At 44.1% G+C, this 25,181-nt stretch carries 19 protein-coding genes; all 19 read left to right on the plus strand.

What is annotated here, in order from left to right:
- The first annotated feature begins 96 nt into the window (after positions 1-96).
- Complete coding sequence (locus ACESTD_RS17010; protein ID WP_005835269.1) at positions 97-336, plus strand: NVEALA domain-containing protein; 240 nt, start codon at positions 97-99, stop codon at positions 334-336.
- 26 nt (positions 337-362) lie between these two features.
- Complete coding sequence (locus ACESTD_RS17015; protein ID WP_008665591.1) at positions 363-590, plus strand: hypothetical protein; 228 nt, start codon at positions 363-365, stop codon at positions 588-590.
- A 198-nt stretch (positions 591-788) separates the two neighbouring features.
- A complete protein-coding gene (locus ACESTD_RS17020) occupies positions 789-1,775 on the plus strand; it encodes a BF3164 family lipoprotein (RefSeq protein ID WP_225982649.1) in 987 nt (328 codons plus the stop codon).
- A gap of 2 nt (positions 1,776-1,777) precedes the next feature.
- Positions 1,778-2,650, plus strand: coding sequence for a DUF1573 domain-containing protein (locus tag ACESTD_RS17025; RefSeq protein WP_034523106.1), 873 nt, complete (start codon positions 1,778-1,780; stop codon positions 2,648-2,650).
- A 12-nt stretch (positions 2,651-2,662) separates the two neighbouring features.
- A complete protein-coding gene (lepB, locus tag ACESTD_RS17030) occupies positions 2,663-3,553 on the plus strand; it encodes a signal peptidase I (protein ID WP_005835276.1) in 891 nt (296 codons plus the stop codon).
- 1 nt (position 3,554) lies between these two features.
- Positions 3,555-5,474 carry a hypothetical protein gene (locus ACESTD_RS17035; RefSeq protein ID WP_008665585.1) on the plus strand — a complete coding sequence of 640 codons (1,920 nt, stop codon included), beginning with the start codon at positions 3,555-3,557 and terminating at the stop codon, positions 5,472-5,474.
- 45 nt (positions 5,475-5,519) lie between these two features.
- Positions 5,520-7,478, plus strand: coding sequence for a transglutaminase domain-containing protein (locus ACESTD_RS17040; protein ID WP_034528843.1), 1,959 nt, complete (start codon positions 5,520-5,522; stop codon positions 7,476-7,478).
- 34 nt (positions 7,479-7,512) lie between these two features.
- On the plus strand, positions 7,513-9,195 hold the full coding sequence (locus ACESTD_RS17045; protein ID WP_373159025.1) for an O-antigen ligase family protein: 1,683 nt from the start codon (positions 7,513-7,515) through the stop codon (positions 9,193-9,195).
- A gap of 124 nt (positions 9,196-9,319) precedes the next feature.
- Positions 9,320-10,393: an efflux RND transporter periplasmic adaptor subunit gene (locus ACESTD_RS17050; protein WP_034529001.1), complete on the plus strand. Its 1,074-nt coding sequence runs from the start codon at positions 9,320-9,322 to the stop codon at positions 10,391-10,393.
- A gap of 36 nt (positions 10,394-10,429) precedes the next feature.
- On the plus strand, positions 10,430-13,501 hold the full coding sequence (locus ACESTD_RS17055) for an efflux RND transporter permease subunit (RefSeq protein WP_057256521.1): 3,072 nt from the start codon (positions 10,430-10,432) through the stop codon (positions 13,499-13,501).
- Entirely contained in the window at positions 13,498-14,970 is a 1,473-nt protein-coding gene (locus ACESTD_RS17060; protein WP_005823863.1) for a TolC family protein, read from the plus strand. The genes ACESTD_RS17055 and ACESTD_RS17060 overlap by 4 nt, the downstream gene beginning before the upstream one ends.
- Positions 14,970-18,176, plus strand: coding sequence for an efflux RND transporter permease subunit (locus tag ACESTD_RS17065; protein ID WP_057256520.1), 3,207 nt, complete (start codon positions 14,970-14,972; stop codon positions 18,174-18,176). Before ACESTD_RS17060 ends, ACESTD_RS17065 begins: the two co-directional genes overlap by 1 nt.
- A gap of 48 nt (positions 18,177-18,224) precedes the next feature.
- Entirely contained in the window at positions 18,225-18,875 is a 651-nt protein-coding gene (locus ACESTD_RS17070; RefSeq protein WP_008665573.1) for a hypothetical protein, read from the plus strand.
- 790 nt (positions 18,876-19,665) lie between these two features.
- Positions 19,666-19,842: a hypothetical protein gene (locus ACESTD_RS17075; protein WP_016272559.1), complete on the plus strand. Its 177-nt coding sequence runs from the start codon at positions 19,666-19,668 to the stop codon at positions 19,840-19,842.
- Between the two features lie 72 nt (positions 19,843-19,914).
- Entirely contained in the window at positions 19,915-21,354 is a 1,440-nt protein-coding gene (locus tag ACESTD_RS17080) for a hypothetical protein (RefSeq protein ID WP_229076145.1), read from the plus strand.
- A 118-nt stretch (positions 21,355-21,472) separates the two neighbouring features.
- A complete protein-coding gene (locus tag ACESTD_RS17085; protein WP_225982651.1) occupies positions 21,473-21,814 on the plus strand; it encodes a DUF3244 domain-containing protein in 342 nt (113 codons plus the stop codon).
- A 248-nt stretch (positions 21,815-22,062) separates the two neighbouring features.
- Positions 22,063-22,281 (plus strand): galactosyltransferase-related protein, encoded by a 219-nt coding sequence (locus ACESTD_RS17090; protein ID WP_061411404.1) that lies wholly within the window; start codon positions 22,063-22,065, stop codon positions 22,279-22,281.
- Positions 22,282-23,066: 785 nt separating this feature from the next.
- Positions 23,067-23,915, plus strand: a complete 849-nt coding sequence (locus ACESTD_RS17095) for a formylglycine-generating enzyme family protein (RefSeq protein WP_035450030.1) — start codon at positions 23,067-23,069, stop codon at positions 23,913-23,915.
- A 58-nt stretch (positions 23,916-23,973) separates the two neighbouring features.
- Positions 23,974-25,179: a 6-bladed beta-propeller gene (locus ACESTD_RS17100; RefSeq protein WP_016272566.1), complete on the plus strand. Its 1,206-nt coding sequence runs from the start codon at positions 23,974-23,976 to the stop codon at positions 25,177-25,179.
- The last annotated feature ends 2 nt before the right edge of the window (positions 25,180-25,181 follow it).

The following is a 25,181-nucleotide window of genomic DNA, read 5'->3' on the forward strand; positions in this document are numbered from 1 at the left end:
TTCCTCTCTGAAAAATAAATGTTTTTATTGCTTATTATCCGCACCCAAAAAGTTGCATTTATAAGTTGAACTCAAGTAATAAAACTGAAGAGTAGTATGAAGAAAATGATTAAGATAGCTTTTGTTGCAGCATTTGCAGCGATTGCAGGATATGGAGTTTATGCAAATCAGAAAACAGATGTTATGTCTGATTTGGCATTGGCTAATATAGAAGCATTAGCAGATGGTGGTGAAGGTTCTGGTGATTGTTATGGTTGTGCTATATATGCAATTGGTATCTGTAAAGATTGGGGATGGGGTGGATGTAAAGGACAATCGCTTATACACTATGTTTAATTAATAAATATAAATCAAGAAATAGTATGAAAAAAATATTAATATTGTTTGTTGTTCTGTTTTCTTTAATCAGTGTAGAAAGATTGCATACTGTAGAAGATACTGAGCAGATATGTGAGTTGCTGTTAAAGAATGTAGATGCTATGGCGTCTGGTGCAGAGATTATAATAGGTCCATTTTGTATTCAAACAGATCGTACATGTTTTGTAGATTATGATGGCTTTTTTGTAAGAGGGTATCGTCAGTATTTCTAGTAATTCATTTTATTGGATAAATACAGAAAGTAATTCAGGAGAACTCTTCTTTGTTATTCAAAATAAAAGACAACGAAGAAGAGAATTCTCTTGATTATATGTTAATATACTAATATTTTTTTATTCTTTATTATGAAATATTTATTGGTTCTAATTTTAGTAGTTTCATTTTCATCATGTACAAATTATGATGAAAAAATGAGAAAATTTGATGCTTCATTTACAAAGATGCGTAAAATTACTTCTGCGAATGTCTTAAATCATGAATTAATTTTAGGGAGACCATATATTATTCATTATGCTGATTCATCGGTTGTTATCTATGATGATATAAATGATAGTATATTTACATTAATAGATTTAAGAGATAATAATTCTGTATATCATTTTGGAAAAAGAGGGGAAGGTAATAATGAATTCCTTCAGGTTTTTTCTTTGTGCTCTTTGTATGGAGATTCGTTAATTGGGGTATATGATGTTTATAAGCGGAACCTAGTGGAAATGAATCTACGGCAAATTAAACAAGGAAACATTCAATTTCCAGTGTTGATGCAGGATAGTCTGATGAGCTTAAATATATGCCCAACTCAATATGATACATATTTAGGATTAGGGTTTTATGAAAATAATATGTTTAGTCTTACTGGTAAGCATATTGGAAGTAGGTATTACTACGAGTATCCTTATCGTGATAAACAAGAAAAAGAAGTTAAAAATCGTTTAAGAGGAATGGCTTATCAAGGAACGTTATCTTCTAATAAATCATTGAATCGATTTGTCTTTGCTATAGGGTCAGCACCTATATTTTCATTGTATTCTGTAAATAAAGATAATATAGATAAATCATTTGAATTTGTAGGAGGATACCCTGAATATAAAACAGAAGATACAGGTACAACTAGGTCGGCCCCAATGAGTGTAGCTAATAAAATGGCTTTTATTAAAGCTTATGCTACAGAGAAGTATGTTTATCTACTGTATTCAGGAAATAGTTATAAGGAAGTTGGTGTAAAGGCTTTTAATGGAAAAATTATTTATCAGCTAGCTTGGGATGCCACTCCTATATGTAAGTTTGTCTTAGATTTTCCAATTATGAATTTTTGTGTATCAGATTCAGATGATACAATATATGCTTTAATGGATAAAGAGGAAGTAGAATTGGTTAAATATTCGTTGAATTTGTAGTTATGAATCGTATTTTATATATTTCTCTGTCAGTTATACTATTTATTTCTTGTGGAAATAAGGATCGAGAAATACTCGTAAAGTTAATGCAAGAGTGGAAAGGACGTGAAATATTGTATCCTAATGATATGCATTTTTTTATGCAAGGTCGAGATACTTTGAATGCAGATTCCATATGTATGTATAAGATAATAACCTATATAGATTCGATAGGTTGTATGAGTTGTAAATTGGGTTTATCACAATGGCAAGATTTTGCAGTAAATGTTGATTCTATATTTCCGAATACTGTGCATTTTCAGTTTGTTTTTCAGCCATATAAGCTTAATGAAATACGGCTTTTGTTAAAGAGAGAACGGTTTAATCATTCGGTATATATAGATAAAAATAATAAGTTTAATAAATTGAATAAATTTCCTTCTAATATGAATTTTCAAACTTTTTTGTTAGATAGAAATAATAGGGTTATTGCTATTGGTAATCCAATTTATAATCCTAAAGTGAAAGAACTCTATCTGAAGATTATTAAAGGTGAGAAGATAGAACGAAGAGATGAAAGTAAAGTGATAAAAACAGAAGTGGATGCCAGCAATATATCTGTTTCGCTGGGTCGTTTTGATTGGCAGGAGGAACAAAAAGCAACTTTTATATTGAAGAATGTGGGTGACAAACCATTGGTTATACAAGATGTTGCCACTTCTTGTGGTTGTACTACCGTAGCTTATTCAAAGGAACCGGCATTACCGGGTAAGGAAATAGCTTTGGAAGTGGTTTATAAAGCCGAACATCCGGAGCACTTCGACAAGACGATAACGGTATATTGCAATACAGAAAATTCTCCGTTGGTTTTGAAGATTAGTGGGGATGCAAAATAACTGATTGATGGGATGAAGGAGCGGCTGCAATTGAAAAAATGGTTGAATGGAATAACAAACGTATTATTCTGTCTGTGCCTGCTTGTTGTGATACTGATAGTATTGCAGGTGTTTGTGGTGACCTCCTTCAAGATACCGTCGGACTCGATGGAACCGTCGTTGCTGGCGGGTGATTGTATTCTGGTGGATAAATGTTCGGGTGGAGCACGCCTATTCAATGTGCTTGATGCCGTGGAGAAAAAGGAGGTGAAGATACAACGTATGTCCGGATGGAGAAATTATCAGCGGAATGATGTGTTGGTGTTCAATTTTCCTTATCCGGGCAGGTGGGACAGCATTGCGCTGGACGTGATGTTGTATTACGTGAAGCGCTGTATCGCCATGCCGGGGGATACGTTGGAGATAAGGAATACGCATTATCGTGTGTCCGGATTTGATGGTATCGCAGGAAATGTGCAGGCGCAGGAGGAATTGGATGAATTGATATCTTCGGGAATGACGGAGGAGCGGGGCCTTGTTCTTAAGAGCTTTCCCGATGGTGGCTGTAATGGGTGGACTATCAGCGAGTTTGGGCCTCTTTATATACCGGCCAAAGGCAGCGTGGTAGGAATGAATCCGGAAACACGGTTGCTGTATCGGAACGTGATAGAGTGGGAACAGAAAAAGAAACTGACATTGCATGGAGATTCGGTTCTGCTGGGGGACAGTGTGATACACAATTACCGCTTCTGTGAGAACTATTATTTCGTTTCGGGTGACAAGATGGTGAATTCAAAAGATTCCCGCTACTGGGGATTACTGCCGGAACCATTTATAGTGGGAAGGGCATGGCTGGTATGGAAGTCCGTCAGCCCGAATACTGGAAAAATGAGATGGAAACGTATCTTTAAAAGAATAGACTAAGATGAAAGTTCTGTTTAAATTGCTCTGGATATTATTGATTGCCGGGATATTGGAGGCTTGCAATGCTTCCGGCAGATTGGAGTACGCACTGGAGTGTGCTGCAACCAACAAAGGCGAACTGGAAAAGGTACTGGAATATTATAAAGATGAGCCTGAAAAATATAAAGCCGCTTGTTTCTTGATAGAAAATATGCCTTATCACTATGCCCTTGAAGGTGAAGAACTGGATTCTTTGAAAACAGTGCTGGCTTCGGCAGATGCTTATGGGGTGATGCTGAAGGATACTGCCGTACCGGATTGGGATTATTATACCCCTTCCGGATTGCAGAGAAAACCGGATGTACTGAATATAAGGGCTGAATTCTTGATAAATAACATTGATTTGGCTTTTGATGGTTGGAAAAAGCGTCCGTGGAATGCTTCCCTTTCTTTTGCAGATTTCTGTGAATGGCTGCTTCCCTATCGTATCGGAAATGAGACTCCGGACAACTGGAGGCAGATATACCATGACCGTTATTCCTTTTTGCTGGACGAGGTTTATACGGGTATCGATGTAGTGGAGGCGATTAGCGTAGTTTGGGAGTATTTGCAGAAGGAAGACCCTTACCGGTTTACATGGGTCTTTAACTATCCGCATTTGGGAGGAGAGTACCTGCTGCATAATCGTATCGGCAAGTGTCAGGATGCTTGTGATTTTATGATTTATGTGATGCGGGCCATCGGCGTCCCGGTAGCCTATGATTTCTATACTTTCAATGCGGAAACACGGAAAGGGCATGTGTGGAATGTGGTGAGGGATGTAACGGGTGTCTGCCTTCCTTTTACTTTCCCTTCCCGGAAGCCGGAACGGGGAAGTTTCTATATTGACAGTCGGCGCCCGAGCGTGGTTTACCGCCGGTGTTTTGGCAGACAATGGGACATGGATGGCGATTTTATGCGGAACCGGTCCGTACCGGCTGCTTTTAAGGATGTGTTTGCAAGAAAAGTGTCGGATAATTATTTTGATTCGAATCTGGAACTGCCGGTAGAAGGGATGGACGGGAATTATGTTTATGTGGGGTTGTTCAGTGCTTATGGGTGGCGGGGAATAGATTTTACTAAGGTAGAAAGTGGAAAAGCGCTTTTCAGGAATTTGGCTTCGAGGCAGGTTTATATATTGTTGGCATTCGCAAACGGGCAGTATCGCCCTATTGGAAATCCTTTTTATTTTGATGGCAAGGATATACATCCTTATGTTGCAGATACCTCCAAGTGCTATTCTGCTGAATTGTATCGGAAATACCCTCTTTCGGAACGTATCAGGAACTATATGGGAGGGATAAAAGACGGGCATTTTGAGGCGGCTTGTGATAAGGATTTTAAAAATGCGGAGTTGTTGTGTACTGTGAAAGATACGCCCGGTATCAATTATAATCACGTTATTCTTGAGAAACCGGTAAGGGGTCGCTATGCCCGTTTTTGTTCTTCGGCAGAGGGATATGCGGAAGTTGCCGAAATGCATTTTTATAAAGGAGAGGAAGAAATTGTCCCTATAGACAGTTGGGGAGATGCTCCGGCTACAGTGGGTACTTTTGCCCATCAGGTCTATGATAATGAGCCGTTGTCGTATTTCATTTCATCAAAACCCGGTGCAAGTGTAACGGTGGATTTTGGAAAGGTTGTTACTATAGACAATTTTATGTATATGCCCCGTAACGATGATAACTTTGTCAGGATAGGGGATTGTTATGAACTCTTCTATTGGGGAGAGGGCTGTTGGAACTCATTGGGGAAGAAAATGGCAGAAAAACCTTTTCTGCCATATGACGGGATACCATCGGGAGCTTTGCTCTATTTGCATGACAGTACCCGTGGAGAAGAAGAACTGATATTTCATATGGAAGATGGTAAGCAGGTATTTGTATCGGATTGTAAGGATTGATTGGATTGTCTTTCAGATTGGAATAGAAAAAAATGGAATAGTGATATGAAACATTGGTGTGTATGGGTATGGTTTACAGCAGGTCTGTTTATGGCTTGTTCTTCGGAAAATCAGTGGTTGGACACAGCTTTGAATCTTGCCGGTGATAACCGTGCGGAGTTGCAAAAGGTACTGGACCGTTACAAGGAAGAGGACGGTGACAAATATCGTGCTGCTTGTTTTCTGATAGAGAATATGCCTTTTCATGGTGCTTACGAGGGAAAGGCCTTGGAGAATTACAGGAAGTATTTCAGTGAATACGTTTCATTTCCTTATTCCAGGCATGTGCAAGAGTTGATTGATTCCTTGAAAAGAGCAGATGGAGAATTTTCTATAAATCAATTGACTTATAAGAGGGACATTATGACGGTGGATTCCGCTTTTTTGGTCAATCATATAGAATGGGCATTCAAAGTCTGGCGGGAGCAACCTTGGGGAAAGCATGTTGATTTTGATACTTTCTGCGAATATATATTGCCTTATAGAATAGGGGATGAGCCGCTTTCTCTCTGGCGCAAAGAAATTTATGAGTGCTATAGCCCGATTTTGGATGAATTCAGGAAGACAGATGAGGCTGATAATCCTAAGGTTGCCGCCCAGTTGTTGATGGATACGTTGCGGAAAGCGAACTACCGGAATACGGCTCTTTTTCCGGTGGGGCCTCATTTGGGACCGGATGTACTGAAATGGCATACGGGCAGTTGCCGAGAGTTTACGGATGCCATGATATATGTGTTGCGGGCATTGGGCATTCCGTGCGGAGTAGATAGGGTGATGGTATTAGGAGACAACAATGCCTCTCATTTCTGGAATTTTGTTTTGGATAAGGAAGGAAAGACATACATTGCAAATCTTCCTTATGAAGAAGTATGGAGCAAAGCGGAAGAATATAGCATTTCGAGGGGAAAAATGTACCGGGCAACCTATAGTATTGATAAGGAGGCGGTACGGAAACTGGGGAAATATTCCGATGTTTACCCGGCATTCCGACGTCCGTTCTTCCGCGATGTCACTGCACTTTATACCGGTAGCAGGAATTGGACTGTAGCTCTTCCGGATTCTTTGCTTTCCGGACAGTTTCGTGAGGGGGATATGGTGTATTTGTGCCTTGCCAACAGACTACAATGGCAACCTATAGGATATACTTTCTTTAAAAAGCGGGAGGCTCGTTTTGAGGATGTGGGAGGCGGGGCGGTCTTTACGCTGGCTGCCTGGAACGGAAAGGAATACGCTGCAGTATCTTCTCCTTTTCTTCTGGAGCGTGAAACCGGAAAGATACGGTTCATTGTTCCGGAAGCTGAAAAGCAGGAATTGGTCTTGTATAGGAAGTGCCATCTTACTTTGAGTGTTCTTTTCAATGACCGGATGATTGGGGGAGTAGTGGAAGGAAGCGACCGGGCAGACTTTGGGTGGAAGGATACTCTACTTTTGATAAAGGAGGCTCCGTATCGGCTATATACTGTGGCCCGGTTGAAGTCTGATAAACCGTATCGGTATATGCGCTATAAGGGTGCTGACGGATGTTTCTGTAATATCTCGGAACTGGCTTTTTATGAGAATACGGAAGATACCATACCTCTATATGGGGAAATCATAGGTACTCCGGGAAGTTTTGAAGACAATACACATGAATATTTGAACGCATTTGACGGTAATCCGGATACTTCATTTGATTATATACATCCGGATGGAGGATGGACCGGGATGGACTTTGGAAGTCCCCATCGTGTGGAGAAGGTGGTGTATACTCCTCGTAATGAGGTGAATTTTATTTATAAAGGTAATTTGTATGAATTGTTTTATTGGGGTGGAGGAAAATGGAATTCTGTCGGGCGGCAAATGGCTGTGTCAGATTCTATTGTCTATTCAGGGTTTCAAGGTGCTTTATTTTATCTGAAGAATCACACAGCCGGTAAAGATGAACGGATTTTTGAATATAAAGACGGGAAACAAATCTTTTGGTGAATTATAGAATACTATTGAATATTTGATAGATAGAATGAATAATGTACGTAATCTATTGACTGGAAGTTTGGTCTACATTGCTTGTATAGTTTTATTGTCTTTGGCATGTAACGTTTCTTCCGGACTTCCTGTAGCTGATGTTATAGGGCAATGGCTCTATTTCGATAAAAGTGCATTGGTAGTTGCAGGATGTCTGTTGATGGCTGGATTGATGATGGAAAAAAGGTATTTTCTTTTTATACCGGTTTCGTGGGTATTGGTAATGCTGGGGGGCATTGAGGCTGTTTGGGGATTGAGGCAGCTTTATGGTTATGCTGTGTCCAACCATTCCTTGTATGTATTGACAGGTTCTTTCTTCAATCCGGGGCCTTATTCCGGCTATTTGGCCATGATACTTCCGGTCTGTCTGCATCAATGGCTGACCAAGAGGGGGGAGATTCTCTGCTCTGACCGGAATGATGGAAGAAGATGGAAAAAGGTGATGGATAAGGCTGGAACTATGGTCGCTGGTGGTGTGATGCTGCTTATCCTTTGTGTGCTTCCGGCAGGAATGAGCCGTTCGGCATGGTTGGCGGCAGGAGTTTCCTGTCTGTGTGTATATGCTTGGCATATGGATTGGACGGATAAGTTCAGATTATTATGGCAGCAGCAAAGGCAGCGTGTGGTGATGGTAGTGGTCGGTGGATTCTGTGTCTTGCTATTGGCGGGCTATTTACTGTTTGTCTTGAAACCCGATTCTGCACGTGGCCGTCTTTTCATGTGGAAGATAACTTGTCGTGCCATTGCAGAAAAGCCGTTGACCGGATATGGGATTCATAATTTCGCAGCAGCCTACGGAAATGCGCAGGAAACTTATTTTGCAGCAGGTGATTATGAACCGTGGGAGGAACGTGTGGCGGGAAGTCCGGAATATGCATTCAATGAATATCTGCAGGTTGCGGTCGAACTGGGTATTCCTTTGGCTGTATGTCTATTGGTTGTGGTCGTGCTGTGTTTGTATAGGGGAGTCCGTAAAGGACGTTATGGTATCTGTGGGGCCATTCTTTCCTTGATGATATTTTCTTTTTCCTCCTATCCGCTACAACTTCCGGTATTTATCGTTACATTTGGAGGATTGCTTGTGGCGTGCTTGTCCGGTGCCGACCGTTGGCAATGGTTGGGGCTGGCTGTATCAGTAGGCATCATTGGCGGTTTTCGCCTGAAGAATGACTTGCAAGTGGAGCAGGCCTGTCGGGAGTGGATGAATGCGCGGGTGCTGTATAATGCAGGTGCGTATCAATCGGCAGAGAAAGAGTACGGGCGCCTTTATCCTCTGTTGAGGGACCGGGCATCTTTCTTGTTCGAATATGGGCATGGATTGCACAAGCAGCAGCAGTTCAGTAAATCCAACCGTATTTTGAAAGAAGCTTTACAGCGTAGTTGTGACCCCATGATACTGAATGTGATAGGCAAAAACTATCAGCAGATGGGTGATTGCTTGTCAGCGGAAGACTGGTTTATCCGTTCCACCCATCGTTTGCCGGGACGTATTTATCCCTATTATCTGCTTGCGAAGCTTTATGCGGAACCAAGCTTCAGGCAACCGGACAAGTTTGAAAAAATGAAGTGGATGGTATTGACGAAAGAGCCGAAAGTGCATTCTACGGCAATACGACAGATGAGGGAGGAAATAAAAAAGATTCAGCTTATTTTTGTCCATATTAAAAAAGATGAATAAAAACGTAAAGCGTTAATAATGAGCGAACTAATTACTAAAGTGCTATGAAAAAAGTGTCCACATGCAAATATCGGTTCGTTTTTTTGAAACGATTAATTTTATCAATTTATAATTGAGTATGAATATGAAGACACAGAACTATCGATACCTGCTATGCATGGCCGTTGCCCTGCTTGCCGCCTGCTCCGATGCCGGAAAGGGAAAAGAGTCCGAGGAAGGGGTGGCAACCGTCCTGCCAAGTGAAAGCAATGAAGTGACCGTGAAAGTCCTGAAGCGGGCGACCTTTGAGCATGAACTGGTGAGCAACGGAAAAGTAACCGCCGGTGCCATGGCGGATTTGCGTTTTGAGACCACCGGTGTAGTGGCACACATCTACGTGAAGAACGGTGACCCGGTGCGCAAAGGGCAGAAACTTGCCGAACTGGATAAGTTCCGCCTGAAGAACAAGACCGCGCAGGCCAAGGATGCCTTGGAAAAAGCGGAACTTGAGTTGCAGGATGTATTGATAGGACAAGGCTATCCGGTGGGGGATGCCTCCAAAGTACCTGCTGACATCATGAAGCTGGCCCGCGTGAGGAGCGGTTACGATCAGAGCCTCGCCCAGTATGAGCTTGCCGCGTATGAAGAGGAACACGCCACGCTGGTTGCGCCTTTTGACGGGGTAGTGGCGAACCTGTTCTCCAAACCGTTCAACGAGGCAAGTACCTCGGAAGCCTTCTGCTCCATTATCGGCACTCAAGGTATGGAGGTGGACTTCACGGTGCTGGAAAGCGAACTGCCGTTGATAAAGAGTGGCGACAAGGTGATTGTTACCCCTTATTCGGATGCCGGCTTTAGGCAGGAGGGGCGCATCACCCAAATCAATCCTCTGGTGGATGACAAGGGGATGGTTAAGGTGAAGGCTGCCGTCAATGGCAAGGGACGGCTGTTCAGTGGGATGAACGTGAGGGTGAACGTGCACCGCTCTCTGGGCGGACAGCTTGTAATCCCGAAGAGTGCCGTGGTGTTGCGTTCGGGCAAGCAGGTGGTGTTTACCCTGAAAGACGGAAAGGCGCAGTGGAACTATGTGCAGACCGGTCTGGAGAATGCGGAAAGCTATAGTATGGCCGACGATGCCCTGAAAGAAGGCGATACGGTCATTGTGACGGGAAATGTGAATCTGGCACATGAAGCATCGGTGAAGGTGGTTGATAGATAATGAGTGATAAGTGGTAATTCAAAATTCATAGTTCAATTGATAAAGTTTTTGATACAGCGGCCTATTGCCGTACTGATGGCATTTACAGCATGCTTCATTGTCGGGCTGGTGACTTACTTCACCTTGCCGGTATCCTTGCTGCCCGATATTGCCATCCCGGAAATTACAGTGCAGGTGTCGGCGCAGAATACCTCGGCGCGTGAATTAGAGAATACGGTGGTGAAACCTCTGCGGCAGCAGCTCATCCAGGTGGCGAAACTGAAGGACATGGACAGCGAGACGCGCGATGGTGCAGGCATCATCCGCCTGGGCTTCGACTTCGGTACGAATACCGACCTTGCCTTCATAGAAGTGAACGAGAAGATTGACGCCGCCATGAACTATCTGCCCAAGGATGCCGAACGCCCGAAGGTGATAAAGGCAAGTGCGACGGACATTCCTGTCTTCTACCTCAATCTGACCCTAAAAAACGACAGTGCATACGGCAAGGTGGACGAACGCGCGTTTCTTGATTTGTGCGAGTTTGCCGAAAATGTCATAAAGCGTCGCATCGAGCAGTTGGCAGAAGTGGCAATGGTGGATGTCACGGGTTTGGTCGAACGCCAGTTACAGATTGTGCCCGACCCGGGTAAGCTTGCTGTGTTGGGGCTCTCCATTGAAGACATAGAAAACGTGCTGGCGCAAAACAACGTGGAGCCGGGCAGCATGACCGTGCGCGACGGCTACTACGAATACAACATTAAGTTCTCCACCCTGCTGCGGACAGAGGAGGACGTGAAGGGCATCCTGCTGCGAAAGGAAGGACGTATCATCCGCTTGGGAGACTTCTGCCGGGTAGAGATTGTTCCTGCCAAGGAGAAAGGTGTCTCCATGAGCAATGGCAAGCGTGCCGTTACCCTTGCCGTCATCAAGCAGGCGGACGAGAATATGGAAGACATGAAGCTTGCCATCAACAGCACGATGGACTACTTCAAGAAAGTATATCCCGACATTGATTTTAGCATCAGCCGTAACCAGACGGAGTTGCTGGACTATACCATCTCCAATCTTCAGCAAAATTTGTCGTTGGGTTTCCTGTTCATCTGCATTGTGGCGGTACTCTTCTTGGGTGACATCAAATCACCGTTCATCATCGGGTTGAGTATGGTGGTATCTATTGTCATCTGCTTCCTGTTCTTCTACTTGTTCAAGATGTCACTCAATATCATTTCTTTGTCGGGATTAATCCTGGCGTTGGGTATGATGATTGACAGCAGCATCATTGTGACGGAGAACATTTCGCAGTATCGCGAACGGGGCTATTCGTTGCGGCGGGCTTGCGTGACGGGAACGAGTGAGGTGATTACGCCCATGCTGAGTTCGTCGCTGACCACTATTGCCGTATTTGTGCCGCTGATATTTATGAGCGGCATTGCAGGGGCGTTGTTCTATGACCAGGCATTCTCTGTTACGGTAGGGTTGCTGGTTTCCTACTTCACGGGTATCATGCTGCTGCCGGTCCTCTATATGCTGGTCTACCGGACAGGGTTGCGCGGCAGGTCGTGGTTCTCCCGCATCCGCATCAACAATCCGTTGAAGGAACATACGCTGGACCGTTTTTATGATGCGGGCATCGACTGGGTATTTTCCCACAAGACGGTAAGTAGCGTATTCTGTGTGGTTTCTATACCTCTTTGTGTCTTTCTGTTCTATTCCGTCGGCAAGGAGCGTATGCCGCAGATAGACCAGAATGAACTGATAGTCCACGTGGAATGGAACGAAAACATACATGTGGACGAGAACCGGCATCGTGTGAATGTGCTGTTCGGACAGTTGCTGGACGAGACTGTGGAACAGACGGCTGCCATAGGCCAGCAGGACTATCTGCTGAACCGTGAGCAGGCTCTCTCTTCTTCGGAGGCAGAATTGTATTTCAAGACTTCCTCGCCTGACGGGATTGCTCCCTTGCAGAAGCAGGCGGGCGAGTGGCTGACACGGGAATATCCGTTGGCGACAGTCTCCTTTTCTCCACCCGAAACCGTGTTCGAGAAGCTTTTCGTGACCGGGGAGGCCGATGTGGTGGCGGAACTTTATGCCCGCAATAAGGAGAAGGCGCCGGCGGCGGAAGAATTGCGCGGACTGGAACAACAGTTTGCGGAGCTTACGGGGACAGCGCCCGTAGGTATCGCTTTCGAGAACCAGCTTGACATAAGCATCCTGCAGGAAAAGCTGTTGCTCTATGACGTTTCGTATGACGAGCTTTACCGTACGCTGCGGACGGCATTCAAGGAGAACAGCGTAGCTATGCTCCATTCCTACCAGCAATACCTGCCTATCAGCATTGTGGGCGAGGAGCGGACAGTGAACGAGGTGCTGCTGCAGACATTGATACAGACCCGTCCGGACAGTAAGGGCGAAGTGGAGTATATTCCGCTTCGGGAGCTGGTAAAGGTGCGTCCGGCCGAGGATTTGAAAACGATTACGGCAGGACGCAACGGTGAATATATACCGTTCCGTTTCTATGAAGTGGACGATGCTCCGGAGTTGATGGAAAAGGTGAAGCGGGAGGCAGATGCCACGGGTGACTGGGATACGGCCTTCTCCGGCAGTTTCTTCTCCAACCGCCAGATGCTGGACGAGTTGGTGGTGATTCTTTTCATCTCTATCCTGCTGATGTATTTCATTCTTGCCGCCCAGTTCGAAAGCTTCGTGCAGCCGCTCATCGTGCTGCTGGAAATTCCGATAGATGTGGCGTTTGCCCTGCTTCTGTTGTGGATATGCGGGCATACCCTGAACCTGATGTCTGCCATCGGACTGATTGTGACGTGCGGTATCATCATCAACGACTCCATCTTGAAGCTGGATGCCATTAATGAATTACGGAGGGCTGGTATGCCGTTGCTCGAGGCCATCCACGAGGCGGGGCGCAGAAGGCTCCGGCCCATCATCATGACATCGCTCACCACCATTTTCGCTATGGTTCCGCTGCTGTTCTCGTTCGACATGGGCTCGGAGCTGCAGAAGCCGCTTTCCATAGCAATGATTGGGGCGATGTTCGTGGGGACACTGGTCAGTCTGTTCATCATCCCGTTGATATATTGGTTTATTTATAGAAAAGAAAGAGCATGAAGAAATTAAGTCTTATACTTTTGTTCAGTCTGGGAGCCCTTTCCGCTTTTGCCCAGCAGCGGATAACGCTCGATTTGCAGCAGACCATTGCCCTGGCGAATGACAGTTCGCTGGAAGCCTTCCGCACCAAGAACATGTATCTGGCCGGTTATTGGGAATACCGCACCTATAAGGCAAACCGCCTTCCCAGCCTGACGCTGAACATGACTCCGGCACAGTACAACCGCGATATCACCAAGCGTTACGACTCCGAACAGGACCTTGACATCTATCGCAGCCAGCAATCCTTCTATGCATACGGCAATCTTGCCGTCAGACAGAATTTCGACTTGACGGGCGGTACGTTCTATCTGGATACGGAGCTGGGCTATATGCGGAGCTTCGGTGGAAACAAGTATACCCAGTTCACCAGTGTTCCGGTTCGTTTGGGCTACTCGCAGAGTCTGGTCGGTTACAATCCTTTCCGTTGGGAACGCAGGATTGAGCCGCTGAAGTACGAAAAGGTGAAGAAGGAGTATATTTACAATGCAGAGCGAGTATCCGAGCAGGCCACTACCTATTTCTTTGCGCTTGCCATGGCACAGGCGGAATATGACTTGGCCAAGGACAATGCCGTCTCCACCGATACCCTCTACCGCATCGGTATGCAGCGCCTGAAGATAGCCGCCATCAGCCGTGCCGACCTGCTGACGCTGAAACTCGACGTGGTGAACGCCCGCAATACTTTGCAGAATGCCGCCAGTGCCTTGAAGCGCGCCATGTTTTCGTTGGCATCTTTCCTGAATATGGAGAAGAACACGGATATCAGGGTGTCGCTTCCGGGACGTCCGAGGGCGCTGACCATACCGGTTGATGAGGCTTTGCTGGCCGCTCAAGCCAACAATCCGGAATTTCTGGGGCTTCGTCAGGAAGTGCTGGAAGCCGAGCAGACAGTAGACAAGACGAAGAAGGAATCGCGCTTCAACGCCAGCATCAACGCCAGCGTCGGCTTCAACCAGGTGGCGGAGAAATTCGGTGAAGCATACAGGCATCCCATGCAGCAGGAGATGGTGTCGGTCAGTGTCTCCATTCCACTGGTGGACTGGGGCGTGAGGAAAGGCAAATACAACATGGCGAGGAACAATCTGAACGTGGTGAAGACTTCTGCCAGGCAAAGTGAAATCAGCATTGAGGAGGAGGTTATCATGACCGTCAGCGACTTCAACGTCCAGCAAGCCCTCGTCGCCAGTGCCGAAGAGGCCCTCGACCTTGCCATCCTGGCGTATAACGAAACCCGCCAGCGCTTCATTATCGGCAAGGCAGACATCAACAGCCTGACCCTCTCGCTGAACCGCCAGCAGGAAGCGCAACGCAATTACATCTCCGCCTTGCAGGACTACTGGCTGAATTATTACAAGATACGGAAACTGACGTTGCACGACTTTGCCAGCGGATTTTCGCTGTCGGAAAAATTTGATTATAATAACTGATGAAACGAGTTTCTTCCTTCACCGTCATAGTGGCGTTTGTCTGCCTTGCTTTGGTAGGGGTGGCGTTGATACCGCTGCTCCCCGTCAAGCTGAATCCGTCACGCAGCCTGCCCGGCTTCACGGTGGGTTTCAGCATGCCTGGCACTTCGTCGCGGGTGGTGGAGATGGAAGTGACCAGCAAGCTGGAATCCATGCTGGCGCGTATCCGCGGAGTGAAGCGGCTGAACTCCACTTCGGGCAACGGCTACGGCAACATTACTGTGGAGCTGGACAAGCATGCCGATGTCGAGGCAGTCCGCTTCGAAGCTTCCACCATCATCCGGCAGACGTGGCCCCAATTGCCCGAAGGTGTCAGCTATCCCACCATTCACATGAAAGTGCCCGACGAGAACGCCTCACGCCCTTTCATGTCCTTCACACTGAATGCCCCTTCCACTCCGATATTGATTCAGCAGTATGCCGAGGAGCATATCAAGCCGCGGCTGGCAAATATTCCGGGTATCTATAAGGTGGAACTCAGCGGTGCCACGCCCATGGAGTGGAGACTGGAATATGACAGTGAACAGTTGCGCTTGCTGGGTGTGACCCTATCGGACATCAGCGAGGCAGTACAGCGGCATTACCGGAAGGAATTTCTGGGTACGCACAATGTGGATACAGGTAACGGTAGCCGGGAATGGATACGCCTGGCACTGGTGCCGGAGAGCAACTCCCTTGGTTTTAATCCTGCTGCCATCACCGTGACGGCTACCGACGGGAAACTGCTCCGCTTGGACGAACTGGTGTCGGCTGTCCGTATGGAGGAGGAGCCGCAAAGCTATTACCGCATCAATGGGCTGAATTCCGTCTATCTATCCATTACTGCGGAAGAAACTGCCAACCAGTTGCAACTGAACCGTGCCGTGATGGACGAGATGGAAGCTGTTCGGCAGGTACTTCCTGTCGGATATGAAGTGCATACCAGCTATGATGCGACCGAGTACATACGGGAAGAACTGGACAAGATTTACTTCCGTACCGGTTTGACGGTACTCATCCTGCTTGTATTTGTATGGCTCATTACTCGTAAGTTGAAATATCTTTTTCTGATAGTTACCAGCCTGGCTGTAAATATAGCGGTGGCACTTATCTTCTACTACCTCTTCGGACTTGAGATGCAGCTTTATTCGCTGGCGGGTATCACTGTCTCGCTGAATCTGGTGATAGACAGCACCATTGTCATGACCGACCACATTCTGCATCGGCGTAATCTCAAGGCCTTCCTGTCGGTGTTGGCGGCAACCCTCACTACGATGGGTGCGCTTGTTATCATTTTCTTCCTTGACGAGAAGATACGGCTCAACCTGCAGGACTTTGCAGCGGTAGTGATCATCAATCTGGCTGTTTCCTTGATGGTGGCGTTGTTCTTTGTTCCGTCGATGATTGAGAAGATAGGACTGGTGAGGCGGATTACGGGGAAGAAGAGGCGTCTTGTCTTGCCGGGGCTGACGCAAACATTCAAAACAAGGTTGGGACGGATTTTCAGACGTTTCCCCGTTTATTTCTCCTGCTGCTATTCTGCTCTCATCCGTTTTCTGTGCCGTTGGCGCTGGGCTGTATGCCTGCTGTTACTGTTGGGTTTCGGTCTGCCCGTTTTTCTGTTGCCCGACAAACTGGAAGGAGGGGGAAAATGGGAAGCTGCTTACAATAAGGTATTCGGTTCGGATACCTATAAGGAGTCGGTGAAACCCATTGTGGACAAGGCGCTGGGCGGCAGCTTGCGGCTTTTCATACAGAAGGTGTACGAAGGCAGTTACTTCACCCGTAATGAGGAGGTGGTGCTCTATGCCAACGCCAACCTTCCCAATGGCAGCACCCTCGAGCAGATGAACACTTTGATGAAACGTATGGAGACCTACCTCAGCCGGTTCAAGGAAATCAGGCAGTTTCATACTTCCATCTACAGCCCCCGGCGTGCCAGTATGCAGATTTATTTCAAGAAGGAAGCCCGGAACAGCGGTTTTCCCTATACACTGAAAGCCAATATGATAAGCAAGGCACTGGAACTGGGAGGCGGCAGCTGGGGCATCTACGGATTGCAGGACCAGGGGTTCAGTAATGACGTCCGCGAGAGTGCCGGCTCCTACCGCATCAGGATGTACGGCTACAACTACGACGAACTCTATGAGTGGGCGGAGAAGCTGAAGGCCAAGCTGCTGACGCACCGGCGTATCAAGGAAGTGCTCATCAATTCGGAGTTCTCCTGGTGGAAGGATGACTATCAGGAATTCTACTTCAACCTGAACAAGGAGCGCATGGCGCAAGAGGGCATCGACGCGCAAGTGCTTTTCTCTGCGGTGCGCCCCATCTTTGGCAAGAATCTGGAGATTGGTTCGGTAGCGGCCGAGCAGGGGATGGAGAAAATCAAGCTCTCTTCCCGCCAGTCTGCCGAATATGACATCTGGGCGATGCAGTTCTTCCCCTATGGAGTAGGAAACGGCAAGCATTACAAGCTTTCCGAACTGACTACTGTGGAAAAGGGACAGATGCCGCAGGAGATTGCCAAAGAAAACCAGCAGTACCGCCTCTGCCTGCAATACGAATATATCGGCTCCAATGAGATGGGCAACAAGATACAGAAACGTGACCTGGAGGAGTTCAACAAACTGTTGCCGATGGGTTATACAGCCGAGTCGGACAGCAACAGTTGGTCATGGGGCGAGAAGGACAACCGCCAATACCTGCTTCTGCTGGTGGTGATAGCCATCATCTTCTTTACGACCAGCGTTCTGTTCAACTCCCTGAAGCAGCCGCTTGCCATCATCTTTGTGATTCCGGTTTCTTATATCGGGGTATTTCTTACTTTCTATTGGTTCCGGCTGAACTTCGACCAGGGCGGTTTTGCCTCGTTCGTCCTGCTGTGCGGCATCACGGTGAATGCCAGCATCTATGTCCTGAACGAGTACAACAGCATCCGACGTCGTTTCCCCCGTCTTTCCGCTCTTCGTGCCTACGTCAAGGCGTGGAATGCGAAGGTCGTTCCTATTTTCCTCACGGTAGTTTCTACCATTCTGGGATTTATCCCTTTCATGATAGGTGAGGACAAGGAGGCTTTCTGGTTTCCATTGGCGGCGGGTACCATTGGCGGACTGGTGATGTCCGTCATCGGTATCTTCTTTTTCCTGCCGGTTTTTGTACTGAAACAGCGTGATTTTCTTAGGAAATGATTACTTTTGCTCGATTTTGTTACCTGAATGGATACTTGAATTTTAAATATGGAAAGTGCGGAGTACTCTTTGGATGAGTTATTATGTCAGTCTCTTCTGTTGTTTCGTCAGTATCGGTTTTATGATGCTCCAGAATGTGGAGAAAAGGCATTCCGGATATTGGAGGAAGCCCATGTATGGATGGGGCGTACGCAAGAGTGTGTGGATATGGCGAAATGGGGGTGCGTGATAGAGTGTCTTGCGCAGAAATACTACATAGAAGATGATACGGATGCGATTCTGGAAGAAATTGATGCTGCCTTGGTTGCGCATTGGAAGAGGATAGAGAAAATCCATGCAGAAGTCACCACCGTTTATTTATGGCTGGGGTACTATTTCCTGCTACGTTTCAGAAACCGGGAATCCCGTTCCCATTCCCGTTGTAAACAGATAATGTCCAGCTTGTTGTGTGCTTTGGTCGAAATCTTCCGTAAGGTGGAGAAGGGGGGAGCCCCGACAGAAGTCTTGTCACATCTTTCGGTAGATGTTTGGGGAGAGACCGTCTGCTGGATGGAGCAGGTACATGATTCCCGTCTTTGCGAGAAGCAGTCGTCAGCTTTGCTGGCACAACTCTATAACCTGAAAAGTGTGGAGTTGGAAAAAGGTCTGGGAAAGCAGGATGCTTTGCTCCAGCAGATTCTGGAGTTTTATTGCTTTTAAGGGAAAATTATCTCTGCTTAGTTTTATCATTTCTGCTTCCACACTTCCACCTACTTCCTGCATCCCTTTATTCATCGGCATTACAAGTGCTGTGGAAGCAACTCAAAAAGGTGGAAGCAACTTTTGCTTCCACAGCGGAAATACGCCGAAAAGTAAGTTAATATCTTGTTTGTTAGTGTATTAATAGAATGTACAGCATTTTGCAAATATCTTGTTTACACGATATGCGTTTCGTGTAAACACGGTATTAACTTCGTAAAAGACCGTTTACCGATAGACTGCAGCTGGGCTCATAATAGGAATAAGATAGGTGCACAGTATGGGGAAACTATGAGTATAATAGGTGTTCAACGGTTATGAAGCACCTTGTTGACGGTCGTTAGTCGAGTGGTTGACGGCCGTTGGCAGAGCGCATCACGGCCGATAGGCGCTGATAACTCCGTACAGAAAATGGAAAGGAAGCCTATGTAAGGGGAAACAAGCTCTGAGCTATTTGTTTTGTTTGTCACATTTATCTTGTTTTTGTACATTGTTGAAGCGGTTTTTTGTATCTTTGAAGGGAGAGGCCGTAAAAAAGCTTATTCTCATCCAAAGTTTAATTATATATACATGGATTATGAAGCGATGTATAGTACTGTTCATAACATTCTGCTGTGCAGTTGTTTCTAATGCGCAGACAAATGGCATTGTGACTGATGGGGAAAAAGGATTGCCGTTGGCTGGTGTGAATATTTATCTCCAAAAGGATTCTGTGTATACGCAATGATAATCTGGTAAAGAACATGTTCATATGAAAAAACTGTTATATCTTGGGCTTTTGTCCGTTTGTGTACTGTTAGGTTCTTGCGTAGAGAAGAACGTATCCAATGTTTTTGATAAGGTAGAGAGGTATATGGATGTATATCCTGACAGTGCATTGCTGCTGTTGGAGCAAATTCCTCATCCGGAGGAGCTTCGTGGGAAGTAGCGGGCGGACTATGCATTGCTGCTAACGCAAGCACGTGATAAAAACTATCTGGATAGTTTGCAGTCGGATTCGTTGATAAAAATTGCGGTAGATTATTATAAGGATGATGGTGTAAAAGCAGGAAAGGCATTGTTTTATTATGGTAAAGTGGCAGCTTTGCAAGATAATGATACATTGGCTATACAAGCTTATTTGAGCGCTTTGGCTAAATTGGAGAAGACGGAAGAATATAAGTTGCAGGGATTTGTACATGAATATATCGGTGTTTTGAATACGGACAGAAAGCTATATAAAGATGCTCTCGACAATTATCAAAGTTCAGCGTATTGTTTTCAAAAGGCTGTTGATACTTTAGGAGTTATATATGTTTATCGGGATATTGCTCGTATTTATTATGTAGAACAGAAATATGACAGTGTTTATAATTACATTAATCGTGCTTTGTCCTTGTGTGAGAAAAAGAAAGGATGTATCAGTTTTGAACGGGTAATCCCTTCTTTATTACAAGTAAAAGGGATTGCCAAAAGAAATGAAGGGGATTTGGGAGATGCAATAGCCCTGTTGAAAACTGCGGTAGAGACTGAACAAGATAGGCATTCTATGCATCACTGTTCAATGTCATTGGGGAATATTTATTTGAATCTAAATAAGTTGGATGAGGCTGGAAGATGTTTCGCTTTAGCTTTGAATTCTGAAAATCCTCGTACTCTGGCGGGTGCATATCACTATTTGTATCTGTTGGAAAAGAAACAGAAAAAGTATGCAATGGCTCTCTATTTCAAAGAAAAGTCTGATTCGTTGTTAGTCATTGAACGGGATGCTAAACAAACATCTCAAATTTTGACTTTGCAACGTAAATATGAAAGAGGAAAACTTCTTTTAGAAAAGCAACAGGTTGAACGTGAAAAGCAAATACAGCTTTATTTTTGGATAGCAGTAGTCTTGTTTATTATACTGCTATGCATTGTTTTGTATTTTCTTTTGAGAAAGAGATATGAAGGACTGTTCCGGAAGAATATGCAAATAATAGAAGAAAATGAGTGCATGATTAAACGATATGTTTATGAACTTGATGTGTTGAAACAAAGGGCAGGTGAGATGGCAGAAACAAATAGAGAGAAGATTGCTAAATTGAACCAAAAGATTTTGCTATTGGAGAGTGAGAATAAAAAAATAAGTGAAAATGTATGTGTAAATGGCGTTTATCTCTTGGAACAATTGAAGAAGGAAAAGCTGATTGTGAAGAATATGACCAACCAGGAGAAAGAACAACTCCTTGAATATATAGATTTAATATATGGTAATTTTATTTCTCGGTTAAAGAAAGATTTTAAATTAACTAGTGGCAACTTGATGTTGTTGGCTTTGCTTAAAGTCGGTTTCACTTCCAGTGAATTGATGTTCACTTTTGACTGTGAGATGAATTCCATTTTTACGAAGAAACGGAGGTTGAGGGGAATCTTAAGTTTGGATACAAATGATAAATTGGAAGAATTTGTAGCTCTTTACTAGAATAATCGCTTGATTTTCGTCCACTAATTTAGAAATGTTTTTACTGTCATCTTATTGGTGTATAGAGTATTGACTTGTCTTGTGTTGTCCACTCGTATTTTCTCTAAGAAGTGATTGAATGGCTATCTTTGTAACATTCAAAACTAAAGATACTATGAAATCATTTTTTATTTTGTTAAGTTTATACTACTTTCTTGTAGTAAATGTAGTAAGTGCAGATTCAGTTACTTTTCCTTCGAGAGTAGAAATCGTCATGGATGAGGATTTTGATTTACCGGGTGGTCCGGGGAATGCTCATCGTTCTATTCCTTCAGCTACTCCTTTTTTAGCATTTTTGAATGATGACCATTCCATTGATTTGGAATTCTATCAATCGATAGGTGAAGTGGAAATTGCAATTTCTCAGAATGGGAATGTTGTTTACTCCTCTGCTGAGAATATAGACTCTCCTATATTATGAGAATATAGACTCTCCTATATTAAGAAAAGTACAGTTACAGCAAGGTTTAGGTGGTGATTTTTTACTTGAGATAAAGGGCGCGGATGGGGCTTATGCATTCGGTAGATTTACTGTTCATTGATTTGATAATGAATATATAACACTATGAAACAAATCTCATTTTGCATCACTTGCATGAACCGGCTTATTATCGACGAAGTCATAGTGGGAATATGGTTTTTAGGTTAGCGAGTCGGTATGTAATCTGGATGCAGATAATTATCTGGGGGAAAGGCTTTGCAGAGTTCGTGATGAAGAAGTTTGAGAATGAAGAAAATATATTCTATATCAGTACTCTTTGTAAACGTGATGTTTTTGGACGAATATGTTTGAAGAAGCGAGGCTTTATTGCAATGAAAGGTTATAATGAGGCTTTGGTAGGCTATGGATTTGAGGATGCAGAATTTTATGATGGTCTGGAGTCGTAATCAGGATATGAAGTCGGGTGAAACTTGTTCGTTTTTAGCTAAAGAAAAGATTGTATAACGCTTCTTTTTAGTAAGAAGCATAATAATTATTTACGTATGAAAAAAAAATTGTAGTGTATGTCTTGATGGCTTTTATAGCTCTATTTTTAATATTTAGATTCGTGTCTATATCAAATAACATAAGTCTGCAAAGAGGAATTGTTAGAAGTGTATCTGCTACAGAGCATAATGATATTGTAATAGAGTTGGAGAATGATTCTTTTTATTATATAAATAGAGGTATGGAAAGTGAAATAAATTATGAATGGTTTCAGAATTATTTGCCAGGCCATGAAATAGAGTTGTATATTCAAAATGAACATTTATTTGGGTCAAATAGTAATCGTATTGTTGAAGTAAGCATAAATGATTCTTGCATATATAAGAAGTGATTTATATTTATTCGCAAGAAAACAGTTGTATGCCAAGAAGGTGATAACTTGTTTGATAAAGAGAACAATCAGCATATTCAAATTCGGGGAGTTAGTTCGGATGGATGTTTTTTTGCTTTATTACAACCGGATGAACTTAGCGATGATAATCAACAGAGAATGGGAGTTGAAGAAGAAGGTAACCCCATAATAGCTGTTCTTTATTAAGAAGTTGATATAAAGATGAAACTGTTTTCCCATGAAGTGTGAAAAATATATCTATGAATAGTTCGTAATTCATTTGTTTTTAGTATGTTTGTGCTATTCGTATATATAGTATGAAATACTAAGGAAGAGAATGTTCTTAATGAAAGTATGAAAAGAAGAGTTAAAGCATTGACTGTTGTTTTGGCAATATGTCTTATAACTGTTTTTATTCGATGTCAGTCGAATGAAACTCCTATTCAGCAACTTGTAGTTGTTGTGAATGGGGATTCTATTGAGATGGTTTTTGTGAAAGGAGGTACATTTATGATGGGATGTACAGATGAGCAGGGATGTGACTGTGAGGATAACGAGAAACCAGCACGTAAGGAGTCGGTATCTGATTTTTACATAGGAAAATATGAAGTTACTCAAAGGCTGTGGAGGGCGGTTATGGATACTGATTCCATTTTGCCGTTTAATGGGGGATGCGGAGATTGCCCGATGGAAAATGTAAGCTGGAAAAATGCGCAGGAGTTTATCGGTAGATTAAATGCTATGACCGGTAAAACATTTCGTCTTCCGACTGAGGCCGAATGGGAATACGCAGCGCGTGGTGGACACAAAAGTAAGCACTATAAATACAGTGGCAGCAATCAGGTAAGTGAGGTGGCTTGGTATGTTGGGAATTCCTCTGGCGGACAATATGGAGAAGCTGGAACTACCCGTCCGGTAGGTCTGAAAAAAAGCAATGAATTGGGATTGTATGATATGAGTGGCAATGTTTGGGAGTGGTGCGGTGATTTGTACACTAAAGAATACAAGCAAGGTGGTAAGTCTATCCATCCGGGATGGCCTTTTGAGGGTACTTATCTTTTTTTCCGCCGAATATTGCGAGGTGGAAGTTGGGGAGGAACAGCAGAGGGGTGTCGGGTGTCGTACATTGATTACGACATTGAGAATTATAGTGACGAGTATGGAGGTTTTCGCCTTGTGATGGAGCCGGAATCGATTAAATAATGTAATTAATGATGATAAGTGATATTTTACTACTTTCAGAGTAATGAATAGAAATGGTATGAGATATATGTGGAAATTCTTTTTATTATTGATGTTGGTTGTAACTTCGTGTTCCGAAAAGCAGATTGATGGCAATGTAATTAATGTTGCGGAAGCAATGAGTAGATTGTCAGAAGGACAATCTGTACAAAATTTGTTTTCCAGCATAAGTTATATTCCTTTGGAGACTAATGAGCAGGCTATTATAGGAAAATATCCGGAGTGCATAATTATGGATAGTGCGATATTGGTATCTTCTGTCCATCAGAATCTGAAACTTTTTGACCGTACTAACGGGAAGTATATTCGGGATATTGGACACGTAGGTACTGATCCGGAAGGATATGCAAAGGATTCATGGGGGAAAGTGAGCTTTTGGGCTGATGCGGTTCGGAGAACCGTTTATCTATTGGGATGGAATAATGATTTCCTACTATATGGATTTGATGGGAAATATAAGGATAGAATTCGATTGCAAGATACAGTCAATTGTATTCTGTCCCAAAATTACTATTTGATGGATGCGGACAGAATTTGGGGACATAATAAAATGAAACTCTCTCCGGAGACGCCATCAGTCTTTTATATGGATAGAAATACGATGTCATTGACCGGTATTGCTACATGGAATTCAGCCCTGCTTCCCATGGATGAGGTTTTGTCGGTTTCAAATTTGTTGGGGGGCAATGTTGCTTATGGAGGTGACTTGGCAATGGCAGAATTTGTTGGTGACCGGAAATATTATACGGCAATCAATAGCCCTTCGTTATGGAAATCTAAGGATGCCATCCGAGTGAAACAAGCTTTTAATGATACTATCTATACTATTTCAGAGCAGGGACTTACTCCATATCTGGTTTTTGAACTGGGTGAGTGGCACTGGAGTGAGCAGCAGCAATTGGATGTAGAAGGATGTGATAAGAAAATAGCCATAGACTATATTCTGGAGAATGCAGAATACATCTATTTCCATTTTCATACAAGCTTATATTTAGAAGAAAGCCAGTCATATTGTGGATTTTACCATAAGGAAAAGAAAACTGTTGTTTGCCAAAAGGGTGATAGCTTATTTGATAAAATGAATAATCAGCATATCCAAATCAGGGGAGTCACTTCGGATGGACATTTTTTTGCTTTGTTACAACCGGATGAACTCAGTGATGATAATCAACGGAGAATGGGAGTAGAAGAGGAAGGTAACCCTATTATGGTCATGCTTTATTAAGT

It is taken from the genome of Bacteroides sp. AR20 (genome assembly GCF_964250605.1).
GTDB classification, from domain to species: Bacteria; Bacteroidota; Bacteroidia; order Bacteroidales; family Bacteroidaceae; genus Bacteroides; species Bacteroides uniformis.